This is a genomic window from Gilliamella sp. B14384G10 (assembly GCF_016101685.1).
GTDB classification, from domain to species: Bacteria; Pseudomonadota; Gammaproteobacteria; order Enterobacterales; family Orbaceae; genus Gilliamella; species Gilliamella apis_A.
The window spans coordinates 39,002-64,581 of record NZ_JACFQA010000006.1 but is presented as its reverse complement, the minus strand read 5'-3'; the positions used below and the strand labels follow the sequence as shown (position 1 = coordinate 64,581).

25 protein-coding genes are annotated in these 25,580 nt (G+C 34.4%); 8 read left to right on the top strand and 17 right to left on the bottom strand.

Features of this window, described 5'->3' with window-relative positions:
- Positions 1–17 precede the first annotated feature (17 nt).
- The 3 genes from H3T54_RS10940 to H3T54_RS10930 form a co-directional block, all read right to left on the bottom strand.
- Entirely contained in the window at positions 18–797 is a 780-nt protein-coding gene (locus tag H3T54_RS10940; RefSeq protein WP_198201482.1) for a Cof-type HAD-IIB family hydrolase, read from the bottom strand.
- Positions 798–799: 2 nt separating this feature from the next.
- On the bottom strand, positions 800–1,483 hold the full coding sequence (gene hda / locus H3T54_RS10935) for a DnaA inactivator Hda (protein WP_065651976.1): 684 nt from the start codon (positions 1,481–1,483) through the stop codon (positions 800–802).
- 202 nt (positions 1,484–1,685) lie between these two features.
- Positions 1,686–2,705: a putative type VI secretion system effector gene (locus H3T54_RS10930; RefSeq protein WP_198222512.1), complete on the bottom strand. Its 1,020-nt coding sequence runs from the start codon at positions 2,703–2,705 to the stop codon at positions 1,686–1,688.
- A 512-nt stretch (positions 2,706–3,217) separates the two neighbouring features.
- Here H3T54_RS10930 and mnmG point away from each other — a divergent pair.
- Together mnmG and rsmG are read left to right on the top strand one after the other, a co-directional pair.
- Positions 3,218–5,110, top strand: a complete 1,893-nt coding sequence (mnmG, locus tag H3T54_RS10925; RefSeq protein WP_198222510.1) for a tRNA uridine-5-carboxymethylaminomethyl(34) synthesis enzyme MnmG — start codon at positions 3,218–3,220, stop codon at positions 5,108–5,110.
- On the top strand, positions 5,088–5,687 hold the full coding sequence (gene rsmG, locus H3T54_RS10920; RefSeq protein WP_198222508.1) for a 16S rRNA (guanine(527)-N(7))-methyltransferase RsmG: 600 nt from the start codon (positions 5,088–5,090) through the stop codon (positions 5,685–5,687). The genes mnmG and rsmG overlap by 23 nt, the downstream gene beginning before the upstream one ends.
- A 29-nt stretch (positions 5,688–5,716) precedes the next feature.
- Here rsmG and H3T54_RS10915 read toward each other — a convergent pair whose 3' ends face one another.
- Positions 5,717–6,946, bottom strand: coding sequence for an N-acetylmuramoyl-L-alanine amidase (locus H3T54_RS10915; protein ID WP_110448841.1), 1,230 nt, complete (start codon positions 6,944–6,946; stop codon positions 5,717–5,719).
- A 254-nt stretch (positions 6,947–7,200) separates the two neighbouring features.
- On the opposite strand from H3T54_RS10915, the gene miaB reads away from it, so the two are divergent.
- The 6 genes from miaB (at position 7,201) to H3T54_RS10885 (ending at position 14,487) form a co-directional block, all read left to right on the top strand.
- Positions 7,201–8,628, top strand: coding sequence for a tRNA (N6-isopentenyl adenosine(37)-C2)-methylthiotransferase MiaB (miaB, locus tag H3T54_RS10910; protein WP_110448840.1), 1,428 nt, complete (start codon positions 7,201–7,203; stop codon positions 8,626–8,628).
- Positions 8,629–8,693: 65 nt separating this feature from the next.
- On the top strand, positions 8,694–9,167 hold the full coding sequence (locus tag H3T54_RS10905; RefSeq protein WP_110448839.1) for a hypothetical protein: 474 nt from the start codon (positions 8,694–8,696) through the stop codon (positions 9,165–9,167).
- A gap of 31 nt (positions 9,168–9,198) precedes the next feature.
- Positions 9,199–10,212: a PhoH family protein gene (locus H3T54_RS10900; RefSeq protein ID WP_110448838.1), complete on the top strand. Its 1,014-nt coding sequence runs from the start codon at positions 9,199–9,201 to the stop codon at positions 10,210–10,212.
- Between the two features lie 29 nt (positions 10,213–10,241).
- Complete coding sequence (gene mrdA, locus H3T54_RS10895; RefSeq protein WP_198222538.1) at positions 10,242–12,182, top strand: penicillin-binding protein 2; 1,941 nt, start codon at positions 10,242–10,244, stop codon at positions 12,180–12,182.
- A gap of 2 nt (positions 12,183–12,184) precedes the next feature.
- The gene (gene mrdB / locus H3T54_RS10890) at positions 12,185–13,291 is read left to right on the top strand and encodes a peptidoglycan glycosyltransferase MrdB (RefSeq protein WP_065579035.1); all 1,107 of its coding nucleotides are present in this window, start codon (positions 12,185–12,187) and stop codon (positions 13,289–13,291) included.
- 14 nt (positions 13,292–13,305) lie between these two features.
- Positions 13,306–14,487: a serine hydrolase gene (locus H3T54_RS10885; protein WP_198222506.1), complete on the top strand. Its 1,182-nt coding sequence runs from the start codon at positions 13,306–13,308 to the stop codon at positions 14,485–14,487.
- 187 nt (positions 14,488–14,674) lie between these two features.
- Here H3T54_RS10885 and fliR read toward each other — a convergent pair whose 3' ends face one another.
- From fliR to fliF, 13 genes are all read right to left on the bottom strand, one after another.
- Positions 14,675–15,478 (bottom strand): flagellar biosynthetic protein FliR, encoded by an 804-nt coding sequence (fliR, locus tag H3T54_RS10880; protein WP_198222504.1) that lies wholly within the window; start codon positions 15,476–15,478, stop codon positions 14,675–14,677.
- Between the two features lie 5 nt (positions 15,479–15,483).
- The gene (gene fliQ / locus H3T54_RS10875; protein ID WP_034900933.1) at positions 15,484–15,753 is read right to left on the bottom strand and encodes a flagellar biosynthesis protein FliQ; all 270 of its coding nucleotides are present in this window, start codon (positions 15,751–15,753) and stop codon (positions 15,484–15,486) included.
- Between the two features lie 22 nt (positions 15,754–15,775).
- Positions 15,776–16,516: a flagellar type III secretion system pore protein FliP gene (gene fliP, locus H3T54_RS10870; protein ID WP_294882665.1), complete on the bottom strand. Its 741-nt coding sequence runs from the start codon at positions 16,514–16,516 to the stop codon at positions 15,776–15,778.
- A gap of 6 nt (positions 16,517–16,522) precedes the next feature.
- A complete protein-coding gene (locus tag H3T54_RS10865) occupies positions 16,523–16,924 on the bottom strand; it encodes a flagellar biosynthetic protein FliO (protein WP_110448832.1) in 402 nt (133 codons plus the stop codon).
- A 20-nt stretch (positions 16,925–16,944) separates the two neighbouring features.
- Positions 16,945–17,325 carry a flagellar motor switch protein FliN gene (fliN, locus tag H3T54_RS10860; RefSeq protein ID WP_034900937.1) on the bottom strand — a complete coding sequence of 127 codons (381 nt, stop codon included), beginning with the start codon at positions 17,323–17,325 and terminating at the stop codon, positions 16,945–16,947.
- Positions 17,318–18,355 carry a flagellar motor switch protein FliM gene (gene fliM / locus H3T54_RS10855; RefSeq protein ID WP_198222502.1) on the bottom strand — a complete coding sequence of 346 codons (1,038 nt, stop codon included), beginning with the start codon at positions 18,353–18,355 and terminating at the stop codon, positions 17,318–17,320. The genes fliN and fliM overlap by 8 nt, the downstream gene beginning before the upstream one ends.
- A 5-nt stretch (positions 18,356–18,360) precedes the next feature.
- Complete coding sequence (locus H3T54_RS10850) at positions 18,361–18,828, bottom strand: flagellar basal body-associated FliL family protein (RefSeq protein ID WP_034900941.1); 468 nt, start codon at positions 18,826–18,828, stop codon at positions 18,361–18,363.
- Positions 18,829–19,042: 214 nt separating this feature from the next.
- On the bottom strand, positions 19,043–20,221 hold the full coding sequence (locus H3T54_RS10845; RefSeq protein WP_198222500.1) for a flagellar hook-length control protein FliK: 1,179 nt from the start codon (positions 20,219–20,221) through the stop codon (positions 19,043–19,045).
- Complete coding sequence (gene fliJ, locus H3T54_RS10840) at positions 20,211–20,675, bottom strand: flagellar export protein FliJ (protein ID WP_034900944.1); 465 nt, start codon at positions 20,673–20,675, stop codon at positions 20,211–20,213. The genes H3T54_RS10845 and fliJ overlap by 11 nt, the downstream gene beginning before the upstream one ends.
- Before the next feature lie 17 nt (positions 20,676–20,692).
- A complete protein-coding gene (gene fliI, locus H3T54_RS10835) occupies positions 20,693–22,036 on the bottom strand; it encodes a flagellar protein export ATPase FliI (protein ID WP_232351577.1) in 1,344 nt (447 codons plus the stop codon).
- Positions 22,037–22,058: 22 nt separating this feature from the next.
- Positions 22,059–22,835 (bottom strand): flagellar assembly protein FliH, encoded by a 777-nt coding sequence (locus tag H3T54_RS10830; protein ID WP_198222496.1) that lies wholly within the window; start codon positions 22,833–22,835, stop codon positions 22,059–22,061.
- A complete protein-coding gene (fliG, locus tag H3T54_RS10825) occupies positions 22,828–23,826 on the bottom strand; it encodes a flagellar motor switch protein FliG (RefSeq protein WP_086358416.1) in 999 nt (332 codons plus the stop codon). The genes H3T54_RS10830 and fliG overlap by 8 nt, the downstream gene beginning before the upstream one ends.
- Complete coding sequence (fliF, locus tag H3T54_RS10820; protein ID WP_198222494.1) at positions 23,826–25,526, bottom strand: flagellar basal-body MS-ring/collar protein FliF; 1,701 nt, start codon at positions 25,524–25,526, stop codon at positions 23,826–23,828. The genes fliG and fliF overlap by 1 nt, the downstream gene beginning before the upstream one ends.
- Between the last annotated feature and the right edge of the window lie 54 nt (positions 25,527–25,580).

The following is a 25,580-nucleotide window of genomic DNA, read 5'->3' as shown; positions in this document are numbered from 1 at the left end:
TTTTTTTATATCTAAATTTAAATTAAACCAAATTTTTGCAGCGCTTTAGCAATACCATCATTATCATTATTATCGGTTATATACTCAGCTTTATCTTTCAAATCATCAACTGCATTAGCCATAGCAATTGGATGATCAACGGTTAAGAACATTTCTAAATCATTCATGCCATCACCAAATGCATAAGTAGGCACATTATCAAAACCTTTGGTTTTTAATAATTCATTAATGCCGTTACCTTTCGATCCACCATGGTTAAAGACATCAACACAATAATGAGTATTACGAATAAAAGTTAACTCAGGAAAAGCTTCTCGATAAGGCGATTCGCCTTGCTCACAAAGCAATAACAACATCTGAATCTGTTCTTTTAAATAAATTTGATCATCAACCGGAGGAATTTCTAGTTTTAAAGAACGATAAAACTGTTCGGTAGCTTGATTAATTTCACTGACTCTCATCTTATTATAATTATAAAAAGACAAAGGAATATTCATTTTTTCCCTTGAAAATTCATATAATCTAGTAATAACATTTTTATCAATATTATTGGTAAATACGACTTCTTTTTCATAAATAACAGCTTGGCCATTCATTGCTATAATCGAATTTATGCCCGTCTCTTTCATCAATTTAGCGGCTTCCATAGGGGTTCGGCCTGTTGCGAGCATAGGTATAATATTATTTTGCTTTAATCTTTCAATTGCAGCATAAGAACTTGGCAACACTTCTATATTACTATCAAATAAAGTACCATCTAAATCGAAAAAAACGATAGCATCAGGTTTTTTAGTCATTTTTACAAATCCAAAATATTTTTAATAAAAGGAATAGTTAATTTGCGTTGTTGAGCTAATGTTGCAACCTCAAATTTTTCCATTAAAGAAAACAATGTTCGCATATCGCGATTAACACGTTTTAACAAAAACAAACCAACTTCAGTTGATAACTCAAAGCCACTTAATTGCGCTCTAAGTTGCAGAGCTTTTAGTTTATCTTCATCACTTAATTCTTTTAGCTGATAAACCTGTCCCCAAGTCAATCTTGAAGCTAAATCAGGCAAGATAAAAGGAATTTGTTTAGGCGGAGCACAAGCAGTTATTAAAAGTTTACTAACATTTTTTTCAGTTAAACGGTTAAATAAATCAAATATTGCCTCTTCCCAATCTCGATGACCAGCTATGGCATCAATGTCATCTAAACAAACCAAATCATAATTATCTAAACCTTGTAAAATTTCAGGAACCAATAACACATGTTGCTTTAATGGAATATAACTAGCTAATTTATTTTGGCTTGAAGCATGCAATAGATGCGTACGACCAGCTGCGCTTGCTGACCATATATAAAAGACATTAAAACCTTCCCTATCAAGTAAGGTTTGCAAAGAATCAAACAATAGCTGATTATCACCCACATAGAAACTATCAAATGTTTCGTTATTAGGTAATATAAAAGGTAAAGGCAACTGTGAAAGAGTAATAAAATGACCTCACAATAAAAATACAATCATACTAAGTATAAATTTGCTTTCACAAAAATCAATTACTTTTATAAAGAACAAAATAAGTTAGCAAAAGCAGCTATTAAAAATCGATATACAAAAACTAGTTAACCTACAAAAAAACAAATAATAACATAACTAAAATGCTATTTAGTTATAAACTTTAACTTATTATTATTCATTAATAATAAAATAAATTATTTTCATTTTTTCCAAGAAAGAACCTTTTAGAAGGTTTCACACTATTATGCTGCTTTTTTTGTTTTAATTTAGCGACTTTTTTATTAGTAAAACGTCTTAAATCCATTCTAGCTATTTTCGGCAGATTTAAAGTTTTAAAAATTTTCTCGGCTATTTTTGCTTTTTTATTAACATTAGGTATAGATTCAATAATCATACCAATACTGCAAAAAATACTACTACCAAAGAATATAGGTTTCATAAAAGAGATATATTCAGCTGTTAAATGAAGTAATTGATAGAGACTACCCCAAACTAAAATATAAAAAACATTAAAAAGAATCATAAAAAAAAGGATCAGAAATAATGTCGCTTTAGCTTGATGTATTAAATAAGCTATTCGTCCTTTACTGCAATTAGGACATATACTAATAATCCTTTCGTCAGGTTTAGTTAAAGCATAAAGTTCATAATGATCTTCTTGCCACTGCGCTATAACAGCAACTTTTTCACCCGCTTGAAAAGGGCAATCACCTATCCAACCTCGATAAATAACACCATCAATTTGAACATTAACAAAATTAGCCTTAATTAAAAAAGGATTAACTTTTTCTGCTAAGAAGCTTTTTTTAAATTTCTCAAAATCAAATTCAAGAGATGCAGCATTAATAGAAGGCTCTTTTGCTAATAAGCTTTTTTTAAATTCCTTAAAATCAAACTCAAGAGATGCTGTATCAATAGAAGAATTAACTTCTTTTGCTAAGAAATCTTTTTTTAATTCCTCAAAATTATACTCAGGAGATAAATCATTAATATAAGTATTAATTATCCTATTTTTAAGTTCGCTTTTAGGTACGAATTCAAAATAATTATACTCTTCTTGTAAATCTATACGCTCAATTATTCCTTTAATGCAGACAAATTCAGTCTCCCAGCTCGGTAGAACAGGATAAGTTGGTTTATGGCGCCAAGAACGACTGACGATCTTATTTTGAATTTTGTAGAACTGTTTAATACTCATAACAACATATTTATCTATACAACTTCTGCTATTATAAATTGTTTTTAACTAAAATCCTCTAATTAACTTAAATTAGCTAGCTTAATTTATGAGCAATAAAAGATAAAAATTTAAGCAAACAAATTTATTTTTTGTGGATAACTCTGTGACAAACAACGATCATAAGCTGTTATGATCGCATTAATAACCTTAATTGAAGTCAATGTTGTGGATAAATAAGAGAGTTATAAACAAGTTTAATTAAAAAAAGATCCGATCAATTAACAGAATTAACTGATCAATAAGATCATATAAAATAAACATAAAAACCAGTTATCAACAAAAAGGATCCAAGCTAATAATAGTAAAAATAAAAAGATCATATAAAAGATCTTATTTAATTTAGATCGCGATCAAAATAGATCATTTGACGTAATAAAAAAGATGCGTAAAATTCGTAACACTAAATAAAACCAAATCACCTGATCAAAAATAGTGATCATCTATCAGTAATATAAAAAACGAGGCTTTATATGTTTTATCCAGATCTTTTTGATGTCATCATTGTTGGTGGAGGTCATGCCGGAACTGAAGCTGCAATGGCATCAGCAAGAATGGGCCGAAAAACATTACTTTTAACGCATAATATCAATACATTAGGACAAATGTCTTGTAATCCAGCTATTGGTGGTATTGGTAAAGGTCACTTAGTAAAAGAGATTGATGCTATGGGCGGATTAATGGCGCAAGCTATAGATCTTGCAGGGATCCAGTTTCGGATCTTAAATAGCAGTAAGGGGCCAGCGGTAAGAGCAACACGTGCTCAAGCGGATCGATCCTTATATCGTAAAGTAATAAGAACTACACTGGAAAACCAAGAAAACCTAATGTTGTTTCAACAATCTGTTGAAGATGTGATCATTGAAAACGATCAGATCACCGGTGTTGTTACCCAAATGGGTGTCTCTTTTAAAGCAAAAGCTGTAGTACTTACAACAGGTACCTTTTTAGATGGTAAGATCCATATAGGTTTAGATAATTATAGTGGTGGTAGAACTGGCGATCCCGCTTCTATCGGTTTGTCTAAATCTTTACATCAATATCCATTTAGAATGGGACGATTAAAGACAGGAACACCACCACGTATTGATGCCAGAACAATAGACTTTTCTAAATTAGGCACTCAATATGGTGATGATCCAGTGCCAGTATTTTCATTTTTAGGCGATGCGAAACAGCATCCTAGACAGATCCCTTGTTATATAACAAGTACTAATGAAACAACCCATGAGATCATTCGCAATAGCTTAGATCGAAGTCCTATGTACACAGGTGTGATTGAAGGTGTTGGCCCGCGATATTGTCCGTCTATTGAAGATAAAATAATGCGTTTTGCTGATCGTAATTCTCATCAGATCTATTTAGAACCAGAAGGGTTAGATAGTAATGAGATTTATCCTAATGGGATCTCGACCAGTTTACCTTTTGACACACAATTAGCTTTTGTTCGTAGTATGAAAGGACTAGAAAACGCGAATATCGTAAGACCGGGTTATGCGATTGAATATGATTATTTTGATCCGCGTGATCTTAAACCAACTTTAGAAAGTAAAGTGATCAAAGGTTTATTTTTAGCTGGTCAAATAAATGGTACTACCGGCTATGAAGAAGCAGCTGCTCAAGGTCTGTTAGCAGGTTTAAATGCAGCAAGATTTGTATATGATCAAGATCAATGGTTCCCTACTCGTGATCAAGCTTATCTAGGAGTATTAGTTGATGATCTTTGTACTTTAGGCACTAACGAACCTTACCGTATGTTTACTTCGCGTGCTGAATATCGCTTAATGTTACGTGAAGATAATGCCGATATTCGTTTGACTGAAATCGGCCGACAATTAGGCATGGTTGATGATTATCGTTGGCAACGATTTAATGAAAAATTTGAAGCTATTGAACAAGAAAGAGCCCGTCTTCGTGATATCTGGGTTCATCCTCATATTGAAACCATTGACGAAGTGAATGCTGTTTTAAGTGCTAATCTCACCAAAGAGGCCAATGGTGAAGAGTTGCTTAAACGCCCTGAAATGAGCTATAAAACACTACAATCATTATCGCTTTTTGCGCCTGGTTTAACTGATACTCAAGCTGCTGAACAAGTTGAGATACAAGTAAAATATGATGGTTATATAAAATTACAGATTGAAGAAATTGAAAGACAAAAAAGAAATGAAGAAACCCTTATTCCTGAGCACATTGATTATGGTGAAATATCAGGGTTATCTAATGAAGTCGTTGCTAAATTAAAACAGCATAAACCTGTTTCAATTGGCCAAGCTTCACGTATTTCTGGCATTACACCAGCGGCAATTTCAATGTTATTAGTTTATTTAAAAAAGAAAAACTATGTTAAAAAAGAAACTCATTAATCTTATTGATCAAACGGATCTTTCGATCACTTCTCAACAAATTGATCTATTGATCCATTATGTTGAAATGCTTAATAAATGGAATAAAGCTTACAATTTAACAGCAGTGCGCGATCCTAGTGAAATGTTAATTAAACATATTATGGATAGTTTAGTTGTTTCGCCTTATTTAGTTGGCAATACTTTTATTGATGTGGGAACAGGCCCTGGATTACCAGGGATCCCTTTAGCAATAATAAATCCTGATAAACAATTTGATCTGGTGGATAGTTTAGGTAAAAGAATTCGTTTTTTAAAACAAGTTCAATTTGAATTAAAATTAACTAATATTCAACCTACTCAAAGTCGTATAGAAGAATATAATGAGAAAAAATTTGATGGAGTCATTAGCCGAGCATTTGCTTCTTTGCAAGATATGCTAACTTGGTGTAAACATCTTCCTAATCAGCAAGGATCATTTTACGCATTAAAAGGTAGCGATCTTGATGTGATCCCTGAAGGGTTTACTCTTAAACAAAATATTAAACTGACTATTCCGGAGTTAAATGCTGAACGACGATTAATGATCATTCAGTAAAGGTAAAATTGATCTAAAAAATGATTAGATCAATTTTTACGACGTTTTAAATAATCTTTAATACCATCAACAATTGCTTTAGATACTTGATTTTGGAAGGAAGCTGTCTTAAGTTTTTGCTCTTCATTGATATTACTAATAAAGGCTGTTTCAACTAAAACTGATGGGATATCCGGTGCTTTTAATACTGCAAAACCTGCTTTTTCAATCGATGGTTTGTGCAGTTTATTTACTTTCTTCATTCGGTTTAAAATAGCTGTACCTAATAATACCCCATTAGACAACGTTGTTTTTTGTACTAAATCTAAAATCGTATTATCTAAATATTTATCACCACTTCTACTTACGCCACCTATTTGGTCGGCATCATTTTGGGTTTGAGCTAAATAACTGGCTGCTGAACTACTAGCTCCACGGGTTGATAAAGCAAATACTGATGATCCTTTAACTGAGCGATTAGCAAAAGCATCAGCATGGATAGAAATAAATAGATCTGCATGTAAAGATCTTGCCTTCGCTACACGAACATTTAAAGGTATAAACACATCTTCCTTACGGGTCATATAGGCTTTTACATTAGGTTCTTTTTTGAGCAAATTGTAAGTACGGCGTGCAATTTGCAACACTATATCTTTTTCCCGAGTTTTCTTATAACCAATAGCGCCAGGATCTTCACCACCGTGACCAGGATCAAGCATAACGATAATAGGTGAATTTTTCTTCTTATTAGATGATTTTATTTGTGATTGTTTTTTATTGAGCTCGCCTTTTTGATACTCTTCTAAGAGTGCTAAAAGGGGATCATCATCAGTTACAGTTGGTTTAGAAGGATAAAGATCAACGACTAATCGATGTTTGAATTCAGCAATCGGTGGTAATGTAAATGTATTTGGATCGATACCTTGTTTTAGTTCAATCATCAAACGGACAGTTTTGGGATCTAACTGCAATGCCCGAATCGATTTAATAAAAGGATCTCGACTTAGTACTTTTGTTGAAATCGTTTTTAACGTTGGATTTAAATTGAGATTATCAATATCAATAACAATACGATCGGGGTTGTGTAACTTTGCATGTTTATAGTTAAGTTTTGCGTTCGATTCTAACGTTATTCGTGTATAAGTTGATGATGGCCAAACACGCACAGCGATAATCTGAGCCATTGATGCAGCAAAACCAACCCGTGTGACCGACAATAAACAAGTTGCCATAATGCCTTTAATCAAAAAGCGCTTTGTTGGACTAAATGTTTTTGACATACCTAAACACTTATATTGTTAATAATATTAATAGGACGAGAATAATAACATAAAATAAATAGAATGATTATTATAATTAGTTGTTTTTTCGATAAATTAATTACTAATTGTTTATTTTTTATATATAAAGTAATAAATATAGTTTTTTATATTTATTATAGACCCTACAATCACAAAGGATTACAATATGGCTCGCTAAAATCGCGGATTTAAACCCGTTTTCATTTTAACAATTAAATATAGCTGAGTTATTGATGAGCAAAAAATTACATATCAAAACTTGGGGCTGCCAAATGAACGAATATGATTCAACTAAAATGGCAGATCTCCTTGAATCCACCCATGGTTTAACATTAACAGAAAATGCCGAAGAAGCAGATATTTTATTATTAAATACCTGTTCTATTCGAGAAAAAGCCCAAGAAAAAGTTTTTCACCAACTAGGTCGTTGGAAAAATTTAAAACAACATAATCCTAATATTATTATTGGTGTTGGTGGTTGTGTAGCGTCACAAGAAGGTGCCCATATTCGTAAACGAGCGCCTTTTGTTGATATTATTTTTGGACCGCAAACTTTTCACCGTTTGCCAGATATGATTGAACAGATCCGCAGTGGTAATGGTCAGCATGTTGTTGATGTTAGTTTTCCTGAAATTGAAAAATTTGACCGTCTACCTGAACCACGTAGTGAAGGCCCAACGGCATTTGTATCCATAATGGAAGGATGTAACAAATACTGTACTTATTGTGTGGTACCTTACACTCGTGGTGAAGAGGTAAGTAGACCTTGTGATGATGTAATTTATGAAATTGCTCAGTTAGCAGAACAAGGTGTTCGTGAAGTGAATTTATTAGGGCAAAACGTAAATGCCTATCGCGGACCAACCTTTGATGGTGATATCTGTTCTTTTGCTGAATTATTACGTTTAGTTGCTGCTATTGATGGTATTGATCGTATTCGTTTTACCACTAGCCATCCAATTGAATTTACAGATGACATTATCGATGTTTATCGTGATACGCCTGAACTGGTTAATTTTTTACATTTACCTGTACAAAGTGGTTCTGATCGCGTATTGAATTTGATGAAACGAACTCATACTGCAATTGAATATAAATCAATTATTCGTAAATTACGTAAAGTTCGCCCAGATATTCAAATCAGTTCTGATTTTATTGTTGGTTTCCCTGGTGAAACTCAAGAAGATTTTGAACAAACTATGAAATTAATCGCTGATGTTAATTTTGACTTAAGTTATAGTTTTGTCTATTCAGCTCGTCCAGGTACGCCTGCTGCAGAAATGGAAGATAATGTTTCTGAAGAAGAGAAAAAACAACGGCTCTATATTCTTCAAGAGCGAATCAATCAACAAGCTATGCAATTTAGTCGTCGCATGTTAAATACCGTACAACGTATTTTAGTTGAAGGTCCATCTAAAAAGGATCTTATGGAATTAACCGGCCGAACTGAAAACAATCGAATTGTTAATTTTGCTGGACATCCAGATATGATTGGTAAATTTGTTGATGTTGAAATTACCGATGTTTATCCTAACTCATTGCGTGGTAAAGTAGTGAGAACTGAAGATCAGATGGATCTACGGGTTAGTGAATCACCAATATCAGTTATTTCCCGAACTCGTAAAGAAAATAATTTAGGCGTTGGTATTTATCAACCATAATTATACAAATAGTGGTGTAATTTAATTAATAATAAAGATGGTAATTTATAAATAAGGAATATTAAGTGTTTATTATATTTGGTACAAAAGGACGTGAAGTTAATGAACATACAGGACCATTTAATTGCCCGAACTGTTGTGCACAGCAAAATATTGCTGGTGATAAAAAACAACATCAGTATACGCAAATAAAGGTAGCCAAATATTTTACGCTATTTTTTATTCCTATTTTTAGTTTTCAAACTTTAGGTCGATATATTAAATGCCAACACTGTAATTCTGATTTTAATGAAAATGTTTTAACTTATATTCCACCTACATTTGAACAGCAAGTAGCATCTTATGTCGAGCAAGAGTTAAAAAGTGGTACACCTATCACGATGGTTATCAATAAGTTGAAAAGCCAAGGGCTCGATAATAATCAAGCAACTAGTGCTGTGAATAATGTAGTTGGTGACAACATAGTGACTTGTCATCATTGCCATATGGATTTTTTAAAAGGTGTTGAAAAATGTTCTTTATGTGAAGAGCGTATTTGATCATTAACCTGAATAATTAGAGGACTTATCATTGAATATTACGACCCATGAAACCGTGCTAGAGCCAGCAGATAATCAGCGACTTAATAGTCTTTGTGGTCCTTATGATGACAATATTAAACAACTTGAACGTCGTTTAGGGATTGAAATAAATCACCGTGGTAATCTCTTTGCCATCACTGGTGATACCATTTGTGTAAAAGCTGCATCAGAAATATTACAATTGCTTTATAAGCAAACTAAACAAAAAGATAATATTATCGATATTGAGCCAGAGCAGATACATTTAGCTATTAAAGAATCTGGTGCATTAGAAAAAGCTAAAGAGCATCTTCCTGCGTATGTTGATCTGCATGGTAGTAAGCAAGTCATGATAAAAACCAAACGTGGAGTAATAAAACCACGTACACCTAATCAGGCTCAATATATTGCTCATGTATTAGATTATGATATTTCTTTTGGTATTGGTCCGGCTGGTACCGGAAAAACCTATTTAGCGGTAGCCGCAGCGGTTGATGCACTAGAAAAACAGCAAATTAGACGTATCGTTTTAACTCGCCCTGCGGTTGAAGCCGGCGAAAAACTAGGTTTTTTACCTGGTGATTTAAGTCAAAAAGTCGATCCTTATTTACGTCCACTTTATGATGCATTGTTTGAAATGCTTGGTTTTGAAAAAGTTGAAAAACTAATCGAAAAAAGTGTTATTGAAGTTGCTCCATTAGCCTATATGCGTGGGCGTACTCTTAATGATGCCTTTATTATTCTTGATGAAAGCCAAAATACCACAATTGAGCAAATGAAGATGTTTTTAACGCGTATTGGTTTTAATTCTAAAGCGGTCATCACTGGTGATATTACGCAAATTGATTTACCTCGTCACCAAAAATCAGGATTACGCCATGCCATCGAAGTATTAAGCGAAGTTGATGATATTAGTTTTAATTTTTTCAAGAGTGAAGATGTCGTTCGCCATCCTGTCGTAGCTAGAATTGTTAATGCTTATGAAAAATGGGAACAACAAGAACACAAGCAACAACAGTCATAAACAGAATTTAGAGGAGCTATATTATCTCTATTTCAGGTAAAACAAAAAAGGGCAATATTCGCGATCACTCAGCAGAAACAAACTTATTTTTGCGTAGAGCGTTGTTTGCATTTGTGGTAATTATTCTATTAATTTTTGTGTTATTAGCCAATTTAGCTGATCTACAAATTTCAAACTTTAGTTATTACAGTACCAAATCAAACAACAATCGTATTGAAATTATCCCTATTCCTCCTAGTCGCGGTATGATTTATGATCGTAATGGTACGCCATTGGCGATAAATAATATTACCTATCAACTTAATATTGTTCCTGATAAAACCAAAAACCTTAATGAACAGTTTGAACAGTTAAAAATGATTGTTGATTTAACTGATGAAGATATTGAGAATTTCCAAAAGGAACGCCGTAATTATCGGGCTCATCGACCTGTGCCACTAAAAGAAAATCTAACCGAAAAACAAATAGCACGTTTTATTGTTGATCAGCATCGTTTTCCATTTGTGTCGATTGTTAAAATTCAACATCGATATTATCCATATGGCGCTTCACTTACCCATATTCTTGGCTATATCTCTAAAATAAATACTCAAGATAAACAACGTTTAGAAGAAGAAAATAAAGCCAGCGATTATGTGGCTACTTTCAATATTGGTAAAATGGGGATTGAACGGTATTACGAAGATGTTTTACATGGTACGGCTGGTAATGAAAAAGTTGAAGTAAATAGCCGAGGTCGTATTGTTCGCTTACTTGAACAACATCCACCACAAGCTGGTGAAGATATCTATTTATCCATCAACCTTAAATTACAACTCTATATTGAATCACTACTTACTGGACGAAAAGCATCAGTTGTTGCTATTGATCCCAATAATGGTGAAGTATTAGCAATGGTATCTAGCCCTAGTTATGACTCAAATGATTTTGTTGGTGGTATTTCCAGTAAAAAATATAGTGAGTTACTTAATGATCCAAGTAAACCACTATTTAACCGAGCTTTACTTGGTGCTTATCCTCCTGCTTCAACGGTAAAACCATTTATTTCGATAGCCGCTTTAAGTGAAGGTGTCGTTTCACCGAAAAGTGTGGTTAATGATCCTGGCTGGTGGCAATTACCCGGTACAGAAAGACGTTATCGAGATTGGCTAAAATGGGGGCACGGCCATGTTGATGTATTACGAGCAATTGAAGAATCGGTAGATACCTATTTTTACCAAGTTGCTTATGATATGGGTATTGATCGCCTAAATTTATGGATGACTAAGTTTGGTTATGGTGAGCGTACCGGCATTGATATTTCGGCTAATGAAGAGACTCGTGCGGTTATGCCAAGTCGCGAATGGAAATTGAAGCGCCATAAAAAATCTTGGTTACAAGGTGACACCATTCCAGTTGGTATAGGTCAAGGTTATTGGACTGCCACACCTATGCAAATGGCTAAAGCCTTAACCACATTAATTAATAATGGTAAAACTTTTACGCCGCACTTTTTACTCTATAAAAAAAGTGACATTATTAATACTAATCAGAATCAGCCAACTATTGATCCCGAAAAATATGTTGAACCTAATAGCCTAGTTGATGTTAATCCAGCCTATTGGGCATTAGCTAAAGAAGGTATGCATCGAGTTATGTTTGGTGCTCGAGGTACTGCACGTAAAGTTTATTCTGGTGCTAAATATCAAGCGGCAGGTAAGTCAGGTACCGCTCAAGTTTATGGTTTAAAAGAAAACGAAACTTATAATGCCCATAAAATACCCGAACATTTACGTGACCATGCCTTATTTATCGCTTATGCACCTTATGATAAACCGAAAATAGCGCTAGCTATAGTCCTTGAAAATGGTGGCGGTGGTAGCTCCAATGGTGGTGCAGTAGCCCGTAAAATATTGGATTATTATCTTGAGGGTGATAACTCAACAGAATTAGATGATGCATCATCATCGACGACAGGACATGAAGATTAATTATGAACAATATTAAGAAATCTTTTTGGCAAAAGATACATATCGATCCACTTTTTTGCTTATTTATAACCTTACTACTTGGTTATAGCCTTTATATTTTATGGAGTGCTAGTGGCCAAAATGTAGATATGATGCAAAAACGAGTAATCCAAATAATTCTTGGTTTTTTTGTGATGATTGTTTTTGCCCAAATTTCACCGCGAAGCTATGAACAGTGGGCACCTTATCTCTATATTGCCTGTATTATTATATTACTATTAGTTGATATTTTCGGTTATACCAGTAAAGGTGCTCAACGTTGGTTAGATTTAGGCGTCATTCGTTTTCAACCGTCAGAAATTGCTAAAATTGCTGTACCATTAATGGTAGCTAAGTTTATTCATCGTGACGGCTGCCCACCACCGCTTAAAACAACTTTGCAAACTTTAGCTATTATTGGTGTACCTACCTTATTAGTAGCAATGCAACCCGATTTAGGAACGGCTATTTTAATTATTATGTCGGGTATTTTTATTATATTTTTAGCTGGGATTAACTGGCGATTTATTCTTGTTGCTTTGATATTGATAGCCATATTTTTACCGATTATGTGGTTTTATTTAATGCATGATTATCAACGTGAACGAGTATTAACATTATTTAATCCTGAGCGTGATCCTAATGGTGCTGGCTATCATATCTTGCAATCGAAAACCGCGATAGGATCGGGGGGAATATGGGGTAAAGGTTGGCTTGAAGGTACGCAATCTCAGCTAGAATTTTTACCGGAAAGACATACTGACTTTATCTTTTCAGTTATCGCTGAAGAGTTTGGCTTTATTGGCTCTATTGTTTTGTTAGTCTTGTTTTTATGCTTAATTATACGTGGATTAATTATTGCTGCTCAGGCACAAACGACGTTTGGACGAATACTGTCTGGTGGTTTGATTTTGGTATTTTTTGTCTATGTATTTATTAATATCGGTATGGTCAGTGGAATCTTACCAGTAGTTGGTGTACCATTACCTCTAATAAGTTATGGTGGCTCTTCTCTGGTCGTTTTAATGGCAAGTTTTGGCATTATGATGTCTATTCACACTCATCGATACATGTTATCTAAAAACATTTAACGGAATTTTTATAAATGAAAAAGAAATTAAAATTATCTTTTGGCTTGTTGGCGCTTGCAATATGTTCTTCTGCCTCTGCGGAAATGGCATTTCCTATTCCTGCTATCCCTCAATTAGATGCAGAAGCCTATATTTTAATCGATGCCAAATCTGGCGAAATCCTAGCACAATATAATGCTGAACAACAACGTGATCCAGCAAGCTTAACTAAAATGATGACAAGTTATGTTGTTGGTCAAGCATTAGAATCAGGCCGTATTAAAAATGATGATATGGTACTGGTGAGTAAAGATGCATGGGCAACCGGTAATCCTGTTTTAAAAGGTTCATCATTGATGTTTTTAGAGGTTGGTAAAACAGTTTCGGTTGCTGATTTGAATAAAGGTATCATTATTCAATCGGGTAATGATGCATGTATCGCTATGGCTGAACATGTTGCAGGTAGTCAGGGTGCTTTCGTTAATTTAATGAATGAATATGCAAAAAAAATAGGTTTGCAACATACCCATTTTGAAACGGTACATGGTCTTGATGCGCCAGGACAGTATACAACAGCTAAAGATATGGCTCTATTAGGTCAAGCTTTGATTCGTGACTTACCAACTGAATATGCTATCTATAAAGAAAAAGAGTTCACCTATAACCTGTCTAAACCACAATTGAATCGCAATGGTTTACTTTGGGATACAACTTTAAACGTAGATGGTATTAAAACCGGTCATACGAATGCTGCTGGTTATAACCTTGTTGCATCAGCGGTTGATGGTAATACCCGTTTAATTTCAGCCGTGCTTGGTGGCCGAACCTTTAAAGGTCGTGAAGAAGAGAGCAAAAAGTTACTCACTTGGGGATTCCGATTCTTTGAAACGGCTAACCCAGTTAAGCCTAATGCACCATTAGTGACAGAGTCAGTTTGGTATGGCGATCAAAACAAAGTAAATTTAGGGACTATTAATGGTGCTTATATTACTGTGCCAAAAGGCCGTTCAGCTGATGTTAAAGTACAATACACCATTGATGATTACATCTATGCGCCAATTATCAAAGGTGCTGCGGTTGGTAAAATTCAATTTTTATTAGATGATAAAGTGATCAACGAACAACCTTTAGTTGCCCTTGAAAATGTTGAAGAAGCAGGCTTCTTTGGAAATATTTGGGATTGGATAAGCTTACAATTCCATAAATTATTTAATTAATTTTTAAGTTTTAATTAACTTGAACCGTTGTGTAACGCAAAGCTACACAGCGGTTTTTTTATTATCTCGTATAAGCAACCATTAGTTATATACATGGTTAATAACCTTTAATGTTAAGGCTAAAAAACCCCGTTCCTCAAAATTTTTTGTTAAAAAATACCCCTGAATTTTATTAAGCTTAATTGGCTTAATTATTGGTGGCAGCAAGATAGATTAAAATTTGCGAAGTAGTTGAAAATATCTGTTCTAAAATAAATTCCACAAATGAAGGCAAGGTGGAAAATAAATAACTTAACATCATCAAGCCACATAATAAGGTAAGTGGATAGCCCACTACAAAAATTGATAACTGAGGGGTAATTCTATTTAATAGCCCTAACGACAAATTAATAATCAGCAATAACGTCATTAATGGTAATGCCAACATAACGCCATTACTAAATAATAGACTGGTTGTTTCGATTAAGGCTAAGTGACCGTTGGCTTTTAAAGGTGAAACGCTAATAGGGATAATATCAAAACTGTTAGCTAACCCATATAGTAGCCATAGATGTCCATCTAAGCTGAGAAATATCAACAAGGCAATAATGTTAATTAAACGTGACAGTACAGAAGTAGATGGTCCACCAATAGGATCATAAAAGGTCGCCATGCCTAATCCCATTTGCATACCAATTAATTCACCTGCAAATCTTACCGTTAAAAAAGTAAGTTGTACGGTAAAACCGATTATGATGCCAATCATGATTTGCTGGGCAATAACCCAGATACCGAGTAATGAATAAAGGGTAAGGTTGTCGTCTAACTTTGGTAAAGGTAATAAAATGACGATCAGCATTGCTAAACCAATCTTTAACCGATTTGGCACCTCTTTTTCACCGACAATAGGTGCGACCATAATTAGCGCTAAAATACGGGTAAAAGGCAGAAAACTTGATCGAACCCAAGCAAAAAAATCAATATTAAACAGATCGTGAATCGCGGCGTCCATTAAGGTTAACTAGTTAAGTTAGGAATATCAGTAATAACCAGACGGATATAATCGATCATAGTCGTCAGCATTGAGGGGCCTAAAATGATTAATACTAACACCACCGCTAAAATCTTAGGAATAAAAGATAAGGTCATTTCATTAATTTGGGTTGCAGCTTGTAACAAACTGATAATTAGCCCAGTGACTAATGCTGCGAGTAGTAAAGGACCTGCAAGTGATGCGGCAACTTTGATTGCTTGAATGGCAAAATGGCTAATATATTCAGAAGGCATATAATCCCTTATACTGTTGGTGTTAACTGAAAAAGCTTTGTGCTAATGAACCTAACAATAAATGCCAGCCATCAGCTAATACAAACAACATAATTTTAAAAGGTAGTGATACTGTTGCTGGTGGTACCATCATCATCCCTAATGCCATTAATGTACTGGCAACAACTAAATCAATGACTAAAAAAGGAATAAACAGAGTAAAGCCAATTTGAAAAGCGGTTTTAAGTTCACTAACCACAAAAGCGGGGACTAAAACTCGTAGTGGAATATCTTCACGGGTTTGAATATCACCAGTATGGGACATATTAACAAATAGCGTTAAATCACTTTCACGAGTTTGACTCAACATAAATTCACGCAGTGGTTTGCTTGCCTGCGTCAAACTTTGTTGCATAGTGATTTGTTGTTGTGAATAGGGAAGATAAGCATCTTGATATATTTTATCCAATGTTGGTGACATAATAAAAAATGTCATAAATAGTGCAATACCCAAAATTAATTGATTAGGTGGTGCTGATTGGGTACCAAGAGCACTTCGTAATAGCCCTAAAACAATAATAATACGAGTAAAACTCGTCATTAATAATAATATAATTGGGATAAAAGTTAGTAGGGTTAAAAAAACTAAAGTTTCAACTGGTAATGACCAAGTTTGCCCTTCTGGTAGTGAGGTTTGAGTAACAATTGTTAACGGTGATAATTCAGCATAACTATATTGGCTGGCCAGCAATAAGCTAAATAAAATAACAAGTTTTAACCGCACAATTAATCACACCTTTTTACTGTTTAACACAGATCTTAATATTTGATTGAACAGATTATTTTTTGACTGTTGTTCAACGTCAGCTGGCTCTGCGAATAACATTTCAGTACGTTGTTCATTGATAGTATGGAGTAAAGTCATTTGTTGTGCTGTAACCCCGACCACCAGTAATTGATGATCAACATAAACCAGCATAATGCGATCTTTGGCATTTATATTGTAAGTTGCTTTAACATCAATGAATTGCTTAGTAGATTTTTGCCAACCTAACCGTTTTATTAGCCATATTAAAACGAAAATAATGGTGATGACACTAAAAAAGGCTATTCCTATTTGGCTATATAAACTTGATTCAGCAGGAATAGACGAAAAGTTTTGTATACCGGAGTTGATAGTTGATTCGCTCATGGTTATCTCATTAATGTTTATTAACGACTTAATCTACGTACCCGTTCTGATGGGGTAATAATATCGGTAATTCGTACACCATAATTGTCACCCACCACCACGATCTCGCCTTGCGCAATTAAGTAACCGTTAATTAAAATATCTAATGGCTCACCAGCTAAACCATCTAAGGCGATAACTGAGCCTTGAGTTAAATTTAATAGATCTTTAATGGCCATTTTGGTGCGGCCAAGTTCAACACTTAAATTAACCGGAATATCTAAAATAAGATTAATATCTTGTTCTTTTACATTTGACGGTTGGGGAGAAAGGGTTTCAAAAATAGCTTCTGTCGTTACCGATTCTTCATCAGTTAAGTTAGTTGCTTGGCTATCATCACTGTTATTTGGCATATCACTCATTGAACACTCCTTCATTCAATTGTTCTAATACAGGGTTGCTTATTTGCTCTACTTGAATTGCATATTGTTTATTTACACTACCATATTGGCCTTTTAAAACCGGTACGCCACCAATAGTGGCATCTAGGCTGGTTGGTTTTTCAATATCTAAAATGTCGTTTACTTTTAATGCTAATAATTTGGCAACAGTTGTTTGAATATTTGTAAAATTGGCGACTAACTCAACCGTTGATTGTTTAATACCGCTAGTGAGGGAACTCATCCAGACATTATCATCTTGATGGGTTTGACTTTCGATCGGTGGTTTAATTAATAGCTCTTTGATAGGTTCAACCATTGTATATGGAATGCATATGCAGAAAGTTGCTTTAAAGCTTCCAATTTCAATTAAAAAGGTGGACGTTAACACAACATCATCGGGAGAACTGGTGATATTGGTAAATTTACTCTCAACTTCAGAACGAATATATTCAGTTTCAATACTGTATACGTCAATCCATGAATTTTGATATGTAGTTAAAGCAAGATCTAATACTCGTCTAATAATTTCTTGTTCGGTATGAGTAAATTCACGTCCTTCCGTTTCCATATTGGTGGTATGTCCATCACCGCCAAAAAGCGTATCAACAACAATAAATACCAGTTCTGGTGAAAAAGAAAATAAGCAGCTTCCCCGTAAAGGATTAAGATGAACTAAATTTAAATGGTACGTTGCCGAAATATGCGAAAACTCTTTAAATGTTTTTGGCTCAATTGGCGAGGTAATAACATCCGTGTTACGACGTAATAAATTAAATAAACCAATTCGAAATTGACGAGCAAAGCGTTCATTAATGATTTCTAATGCTGTTAGTCTTTCAGGGATAAAACTATGTTTAACTGATATATCATAAGGTTTTACTTCAGTCCGTTTACTTTGCTGTGATTGATAATTTTGCACAATATTTTTTTCAATACTGGCAGCATTATTCGGTGAATGTTTAGCTAAAGATTCACTTTTATCGCTAGTAGATTGAAGCTTATCAGACATGATAATTACCTTATAATGAAATCAGTGAATAACACTTCATCAATTTTTACTGAATGTTTGGCATCGTATTGACGTGATAATGCTGTTTTTATTTGCTCTTGTAATTCGAGTTTGCCAGATTCTTTTTTCAAATTATTGACATATTGTTTTGAGGTTAACAGCAATACATCACTTCTTACTTCAGGCAAATATTCTAATAATACCGTTTTTTGATCTTCATCTTCGACACGTAACACCATACCAACATATAGAATTTTATTGATATCTAAATTATCTTCAGAAGGTGGTAATGTAATGGTAAATGGTTTTAAGGTTAAAAAAACTGGTGATGAAACTTGAGGTTCTTGATGAGTGTGCGTCGTATTTTTAGCTTGATTTTCGAACCATAAATAAGCTGCTGAACCTATTGCGAGTAAGGTAATTAGAATAAGTATTAGGTTTAAAATTCTTACTTTTTTATTGGTGGTTTGCATATTTATTATTGTCTCAATGAAAATTAACGAAAGATTTGTAGCTATTTAAATAACCAAAAATTACCAAAATAATAAATCATGCCGTAAGAATTAATCGGAAGAATAGGCAATAAAAATATTATCTATTCGACCTTTTTAATATTAAGTTATCAACGTTAAACACTGTTATAAGCTTAGATATCAATCATTTTATAAATATTGCCATAACCGTTATTTAGGCAAAAATACTTAATCCTGATTGAACAACCTCAGTATGATGATCAATTTTTTGTTGAATTGGATTGATATCATCTAATAGTTGTTCTGTTTCAAATTGTTGTGGTTGTTGATAAGAAGATGACTGTTTAGAATCATTCATCATTGAAAAATCACTAATGTTAGTGTGTTGTAAAGTGATACCTTGTTGTTCCAATGAGGTTCTTAACATGGGGAGTGCTGATTCTAACACACCCTTAACCATATTATGCGCAACCGCCATGTGCAGATCGATTTTGTCATCAATCATGGCTAATTTAATATGTAATGAACCTAGTTCTTGTGGATTTAATTTTATTTCGGCATTTTGAATACCTTGTCTACTGATCAAACAAATTTGTTCGTTTAAAGACGCTTGCCACTTACTAATATCCATGGGCATCGGTAAATTTAAGTTTAAGATGGTTGGATTTGTTGTAGAGGTTGGCGGATTAAATAACGATGATTGGCCATTTAGATCTATTGATAAAGCCATTTCTGATGGTGTATTTGCCAAATTAGTAGTAAACAATTTATCTGTCAGAGTTGACGCTAAATCAGTTTGATGATCATTGCTATGATTATTTATCAGCGTATCTGTTGACTGTGTTTGATTAATACTCAAATGTGCATTTTTTATCGTTTGTGGCTGATTATTTTCCCAAGCCAATAAATGACTAGGGTTTGGTTTATTGGTTTTGTTGATTAATTGCTCACTGTGATTAATTGAAGCAATAATTTCGGCAGCTTTTTCATCAATATTGATGCGCTGTTTGATATCATCAGTACATTGTGTATCCAACTTTGGATCAATCATGGTTGGATTAGCTTCTAATAATAGTTTAGTTTCATATATTGGTTGATTTTTCGGTTGAGCATCCGATTGTCTATTTTGCTGTATATCCTCTTGCTGATTGAGTGGCATAGAAAATAGTATGAACAACTCTTCACTTTCCATTCGTTCTTTCTGCTCTAACTCATTGTCTTTTAAGTTTGTAGCATTAACGTGATTATTATTATCACTTAGCCATTGTTGTTTTTCGGTAAGTTGTAATAATTTTTGGAAAAAATCATCATCAAGAATAGATAACTGGTTGTCGTTTAATTCAAATTGTTGAGATGAGATTAATGGAATATCGCTAAACTGATTAATATTCATTCAATGTTCTCCTTGCTATCTGCTGCTGAGCAAATTCATCGGTTAATTTTTGTTGTAAACGACTCTGTTGTAGTAACAGTTTTTTATGTTGTTTATCTAATAATGTAGTATAAGTATTTAGGCTTTTTTGTGATTGATTAAGCTCATTGGTGATCTGCTTTTGTTTTATATCTAAAGTTAATAGTAGTTTTTTTTGTTGAGCTATACCTTGTTCAATAGCTGTAATAAAAGCATTAAAATTATTTAATTCCGATCCCTTAATGCCACTGGATAAAGCATTATTTAGCCGTTGTTGGTACTCGTGATAATAATCATTTAATACATTTAGTTGTGATTGTGCATTACGTTTATTTTCGTGGGCATGTTTTAATTTAATCAATTTGTCATCAACTGCTTTTTCAGCGAGCTTTTTTAACGTTATAAATGCAAATTTACCATGATGTTGATTGGCCATAATTCTTTCCTAATTTATCAGCGAGCAGCAACAATATTGATTAATTGTTGATAAGCGTCTTGATAACTACAATGCTCATTGATTCCTTGTTGTAAAAATTGCTGCATAGCTGGAAAAAGTGAGATAGCTTTATCTAATAATGGATCGGTTCCAGCTACGTAAGCACCAACATTAATCAAGTCCCGATTGCGCTGGAAACTTGAAAATAATTGTTTAAATAACCGTGATTTTTTTTCATCTTCTGGTGGGGTAAGATCGGTCATTACACGACTGATTGACGCTTCGATATCAATGGCTGGATAATGCCCCGATTCAGCTAGTGAACGTGATAACACTATATGACCATCAAGAATTGCCCTTGCTGAATCCGCAATAGGATCTTGTTGGTCGTCACCTTCGGTTAATACAGTATAAAAAGCAGTAATTGCCCCTTTTCCTTTGGCATCATTACCTGCTCTTTCAACTAATGCTGGCAATTTTGCAAATACTGATGGTGGATAACCTTTGGTTGCCGGCGGTTCACCGATGGCTAAGGCTATTTCCCGTTGTGCCATGGCATAACGGGTTAGTGAATCCATGATCAGTAATACATTAAACCCTTGATCACGAAAATTTTCGGCTATTTTTGTGGCATAAGCTGCACCTTGTAGACGTAATAATGGCGATACATCGGCTGGTGCCGCGACAACTACTGAACGCGCTAAGCCTTCTTCACCAAGTATATTTTCGATAAAATCTTTTACTTCCCTGCCTCGTTCGCCAATCAGACCAACCACAATAATATCAGCTTTGGTATACCTAGCCATCATGCCAAGTAGTACACTTTTACCAACACCAGAACCGGCAAAAAGCCCCATTCGTTGACCTTGGCCAACGGTTAATAATGCATTGATAGCACGAATACCGACATCTAATACTTGATGAATAGGTGTGCGAGTCAGAGGGTTTAGTGATTTATTGATTAATCCTTCATATTCAATATTTTCTGGTAAAGGTTTGCCATCCAATGGTTTGCCCATTGCATCAACTATTCGTCCTAATAACCCCGTACCAATAGGTAAAACTTTATGGCTAAAATGAGTTAAATCATATTGTGAGGTATATACTCTGGCATCAAGTAATATGCCATCGGTTGATTCAAATGGCATCAGATATAAGGTTTTACCATTAAAACCAATAACTTCACACTCAACAGCTTGTACTTTTCCATCTAATTGCCGTTCGACAAAGCAGTTAGAACCTAAAGGTAATTTTAAACCCACGGCCTCTAAAACTAAGCCCGAAGCTTTAACTAAGCGACCATATTGACGGATTAACGATATTGACTGTAATTTTTGTTGCGCACAATCAATTTTAGTCATCCATTGCCTACAAAAGTCCACCTTAATGTTCAACTCCATGTACATTATCTGAGATGATTTGCCAATGATGGGTTACACTGGCGTCGATCTCATTGGTTTGGGTAAATATTTTGCAACCCCCTAATTCGATATTGGCATCGGCTATAAACTGCCATTGCTGTGGTTGCAACTCATTATTCAGTTGTGGTTCAAGCCATAACAAGTCTGTTGGATTAATTCGTACTACAATTGGTGGGTTAACAATTGTATTTTGTTCAATTAATGATTTTATAATATGTAATAATTGTTTTTGTTTTACTTTTGATAATGAACCAACTGTTTTTTCGGCAGCAAGTAAAGCTAAGTCAAATAGCTTTGGTACAATTTTCTCATCAATTTGGCTAATCGATTGTTGAAAGCTGATTGCTAAATTTTTGATGGCATTTATGCTAGTTAATTTTTCTGCCGTTAACTGTTGTTCTATTGTGTCCAGCCCTTCTTGGTGACCGAGAGTGAATCCTTGCTCATAGCCAGTCTGTTTGCCAATATTGAAACCTTCTTCTTTACCTAAATTAAAGCCTTCTTGGTATGCTTCATCTCTTGCTTGTTGTTTAATATTTTCGAGTTCTAGCAATATTGTCGGGCTATTAATATCAAAAGAGTCCTCATTTTGATCATCGTGGCTATCTGGCTCTAATGGTGGCGCAAATTCTTCCAACTCTTCTGGCTGTTGCTGGCTGGTTAATGGTGATAATTCGCTAAGTGCCAAATCTTGGAAATGCAATGGTTTCCAACTTACACTATTAGTATGATTATACATATTCATCATCACCACTCGTTAAGATCATCTCACCAGTTTCTGCTAAGCGCCGTGCAATAACCAAAATTTTCTTCTGTTCGGTTTCGACTTGCGACAAGCGAACTGGTGGTCTGTTTTCTAAATCTTCTCGTAATATTGAGGCAGCGCGTTGTGACATATTTGCTAATAGCTTGTCGCGTAGCGTTTCTGTTGCCCCTTTCATAGCGATGATTAAGGTTTCATTATCCACCTCTTTGAGTAGACGTTGGATACTTCTATCATCGACATCAATCAGATTTTCAAATAGGAACATTTCATCAATGATTTTTTGAGCAAGCTCATTGTCATAATCTCGTAATGCATTGATAACCAATTCTTCTTGTTGTGATTTCATCAGATTGATAATTTCTGCTGCGGTGCGGATGCCACCCATGTTATTAAGTTTAATATTTTGTCCATGTAGTAAGGTTGATAATGATGTCGATAACACTTCTAATGCTGATGGCTCTACGCCACCGAAAGTTGCAATACGTAGCATGACGTCATTACGTAATTGGTCATCAAATAAATTTAAAATCTCAGCAGCCAAATCGCGATTTAAGTGAACTAAAATGGTGGCGATAATTTGTGGATGTTCTTTTTTAACTAAATCAACCGCGCGTGCAGCATCGACAAAGTTAAGCATTTTTAAACCATCAGTGGTATCTTCGATATCGGTATCTAATAGTTCATCAAGCAATCGGTTAGCTTTATCACTACCAATTGATTTTTCTAGAACTTTTCTTAAATAGCCATTGGTATCTGTATTTAATACTGCACAATCATCAAGAGTATTTTGACACTCATTAAGAATATTTTTCAGTTGTTCTTGAGTTAATTGTGGCAATCCCATCATGGCACTACTAATTTTTTGTACCTCTTTATGGTTTAAAAATTGCATTACTTTGGCTGCTAATTCTTCACCTAAAATCATTAAAATTGTCGCTGCTTTTTGCGCTTCAGTTAAATTCATTACTCGGTGTCCTTCTTGTTCATCCAACCACGTATAATCAGAGCCATTACACGAGGATCTTTCTCGACAATTTTGCGGATGTATTGCTGTTGTTGCATATTATCTTCAAAAATCTTCTGTTGCAGTTTACTGTGTGCTTTGTAATCGAGTTTATCTTCACTAGCCATTGTGCTATCAGATGATCTGTTATCAGTATTAAGATATTGTCTTTGAATTTTAATCCATATCGAGCGTAATACTTTGCGCCATGCAAACCAGATTATTAAAATGTAAATCAGATATTTAATCGCGACTTTCAGCATGTCGAAAACTTCATGTTTTTGTAAAAAGACCATGGCGGCATTTTCATCTTCAATTTGATCGGTAAATTTCAAATTAGCTACTGTTAATGAATCACCACGCAAGTCAGAAAATCCCATTGCTTGACGGGCAAGCGCTTCAATATGGGTGAGTTCCTCTTGATCTAGTTTTACCCATTTTTCAACAGCTTCCTGTTCTGAATTTTCTTCATTTGCCGATGTGATTTCATCGGCTGAAATAAATTTATAATTAACTAAAACAGCGACAGATAAACGCTTGATACGACCTTCAGGGATTTTGCTATGAATAACTTGACGATTAACTTCAAAGTTCAATGTTTTATTTGACTGTAAATGATACATTTTTTGTTTATCGTCTTTATCTTTGCTATCGCTCTCACCATCAATTGGTGCACTAGGCGTTGGTACCGGTTGATTAGATAATGCGCCCGGCACACCACCGATAATATTGCTTGATGCTAATTGGCTATTTTCAATTTGTTGCTTACTACGAATAGTTTGGTTGCTGGCATCGCTATTGGGATCATAAATTTCTGATGTTGACTCTTGCCGACTAAAATCGATATCCGCATTCACTTGTACCTTAACATTTTGTTGTCCCAAAATAGGGATAATAATTTTTTCTACTCGTTCTCGAACTAGATTTTCAATGCGTTCACTATATTCTAATTGGGCAATATTAACGTTACTGTCACGGTATCTTTCACCGGTTAATAAATTGCCTTTTTGATCAATAATCGTCACCTTATCCGCTTGTAATTCTGGAACACTACTCGAAATTAAATGAATGATGGCGTCAATTTGACCTTGCGATAAAGCTCGACCTGGTAATAAAGTTAGTGCAACAGAGGCGGAAGGGAATTTTCTTTCTCGAACAAATAAAGAGGGTTTAGGCATTGCTAAATGCACTCTGGCATCATCTACACTACTAATAATTGCAATGGTTCTCGATAGTTCGCCTTCTAATGCTCGTTGATAGTTGATTTGTTCATTAAACTGACTCATGCCAAAACTTTCTTTGTCGAGTAGTTCAAAACCAATTGCGCCACCTTTAGGCAAACCCTGCTGGGCTATTCGTAAACGAGTATGATAAATTTGATTTTGGGGAATTAAGATAGTTGTGCCAGAGGATGAAAATTTGTAGGGAATATTTAACTTATCAAGTTGGCTAATGATTTCACCGCCATCCTTATCATTCAAATTACTAAATAATACGCCATAATTATCGTCTTTAAGCCATAAGTAAGTAATACTACTAATTGCTATTACAATTACTCCTACAATAAGGAGTAGCATTTTACGATTTATTTTTAATTGATTAATAAAAGGTAACTTACTCAATATTGATTCGCCTTTGTTACCAACTGCCTGGCTATCCATATGTATCCTAACACTAAACTGACTAGATTAATTCTAGGGTTTATTATCTGTGTA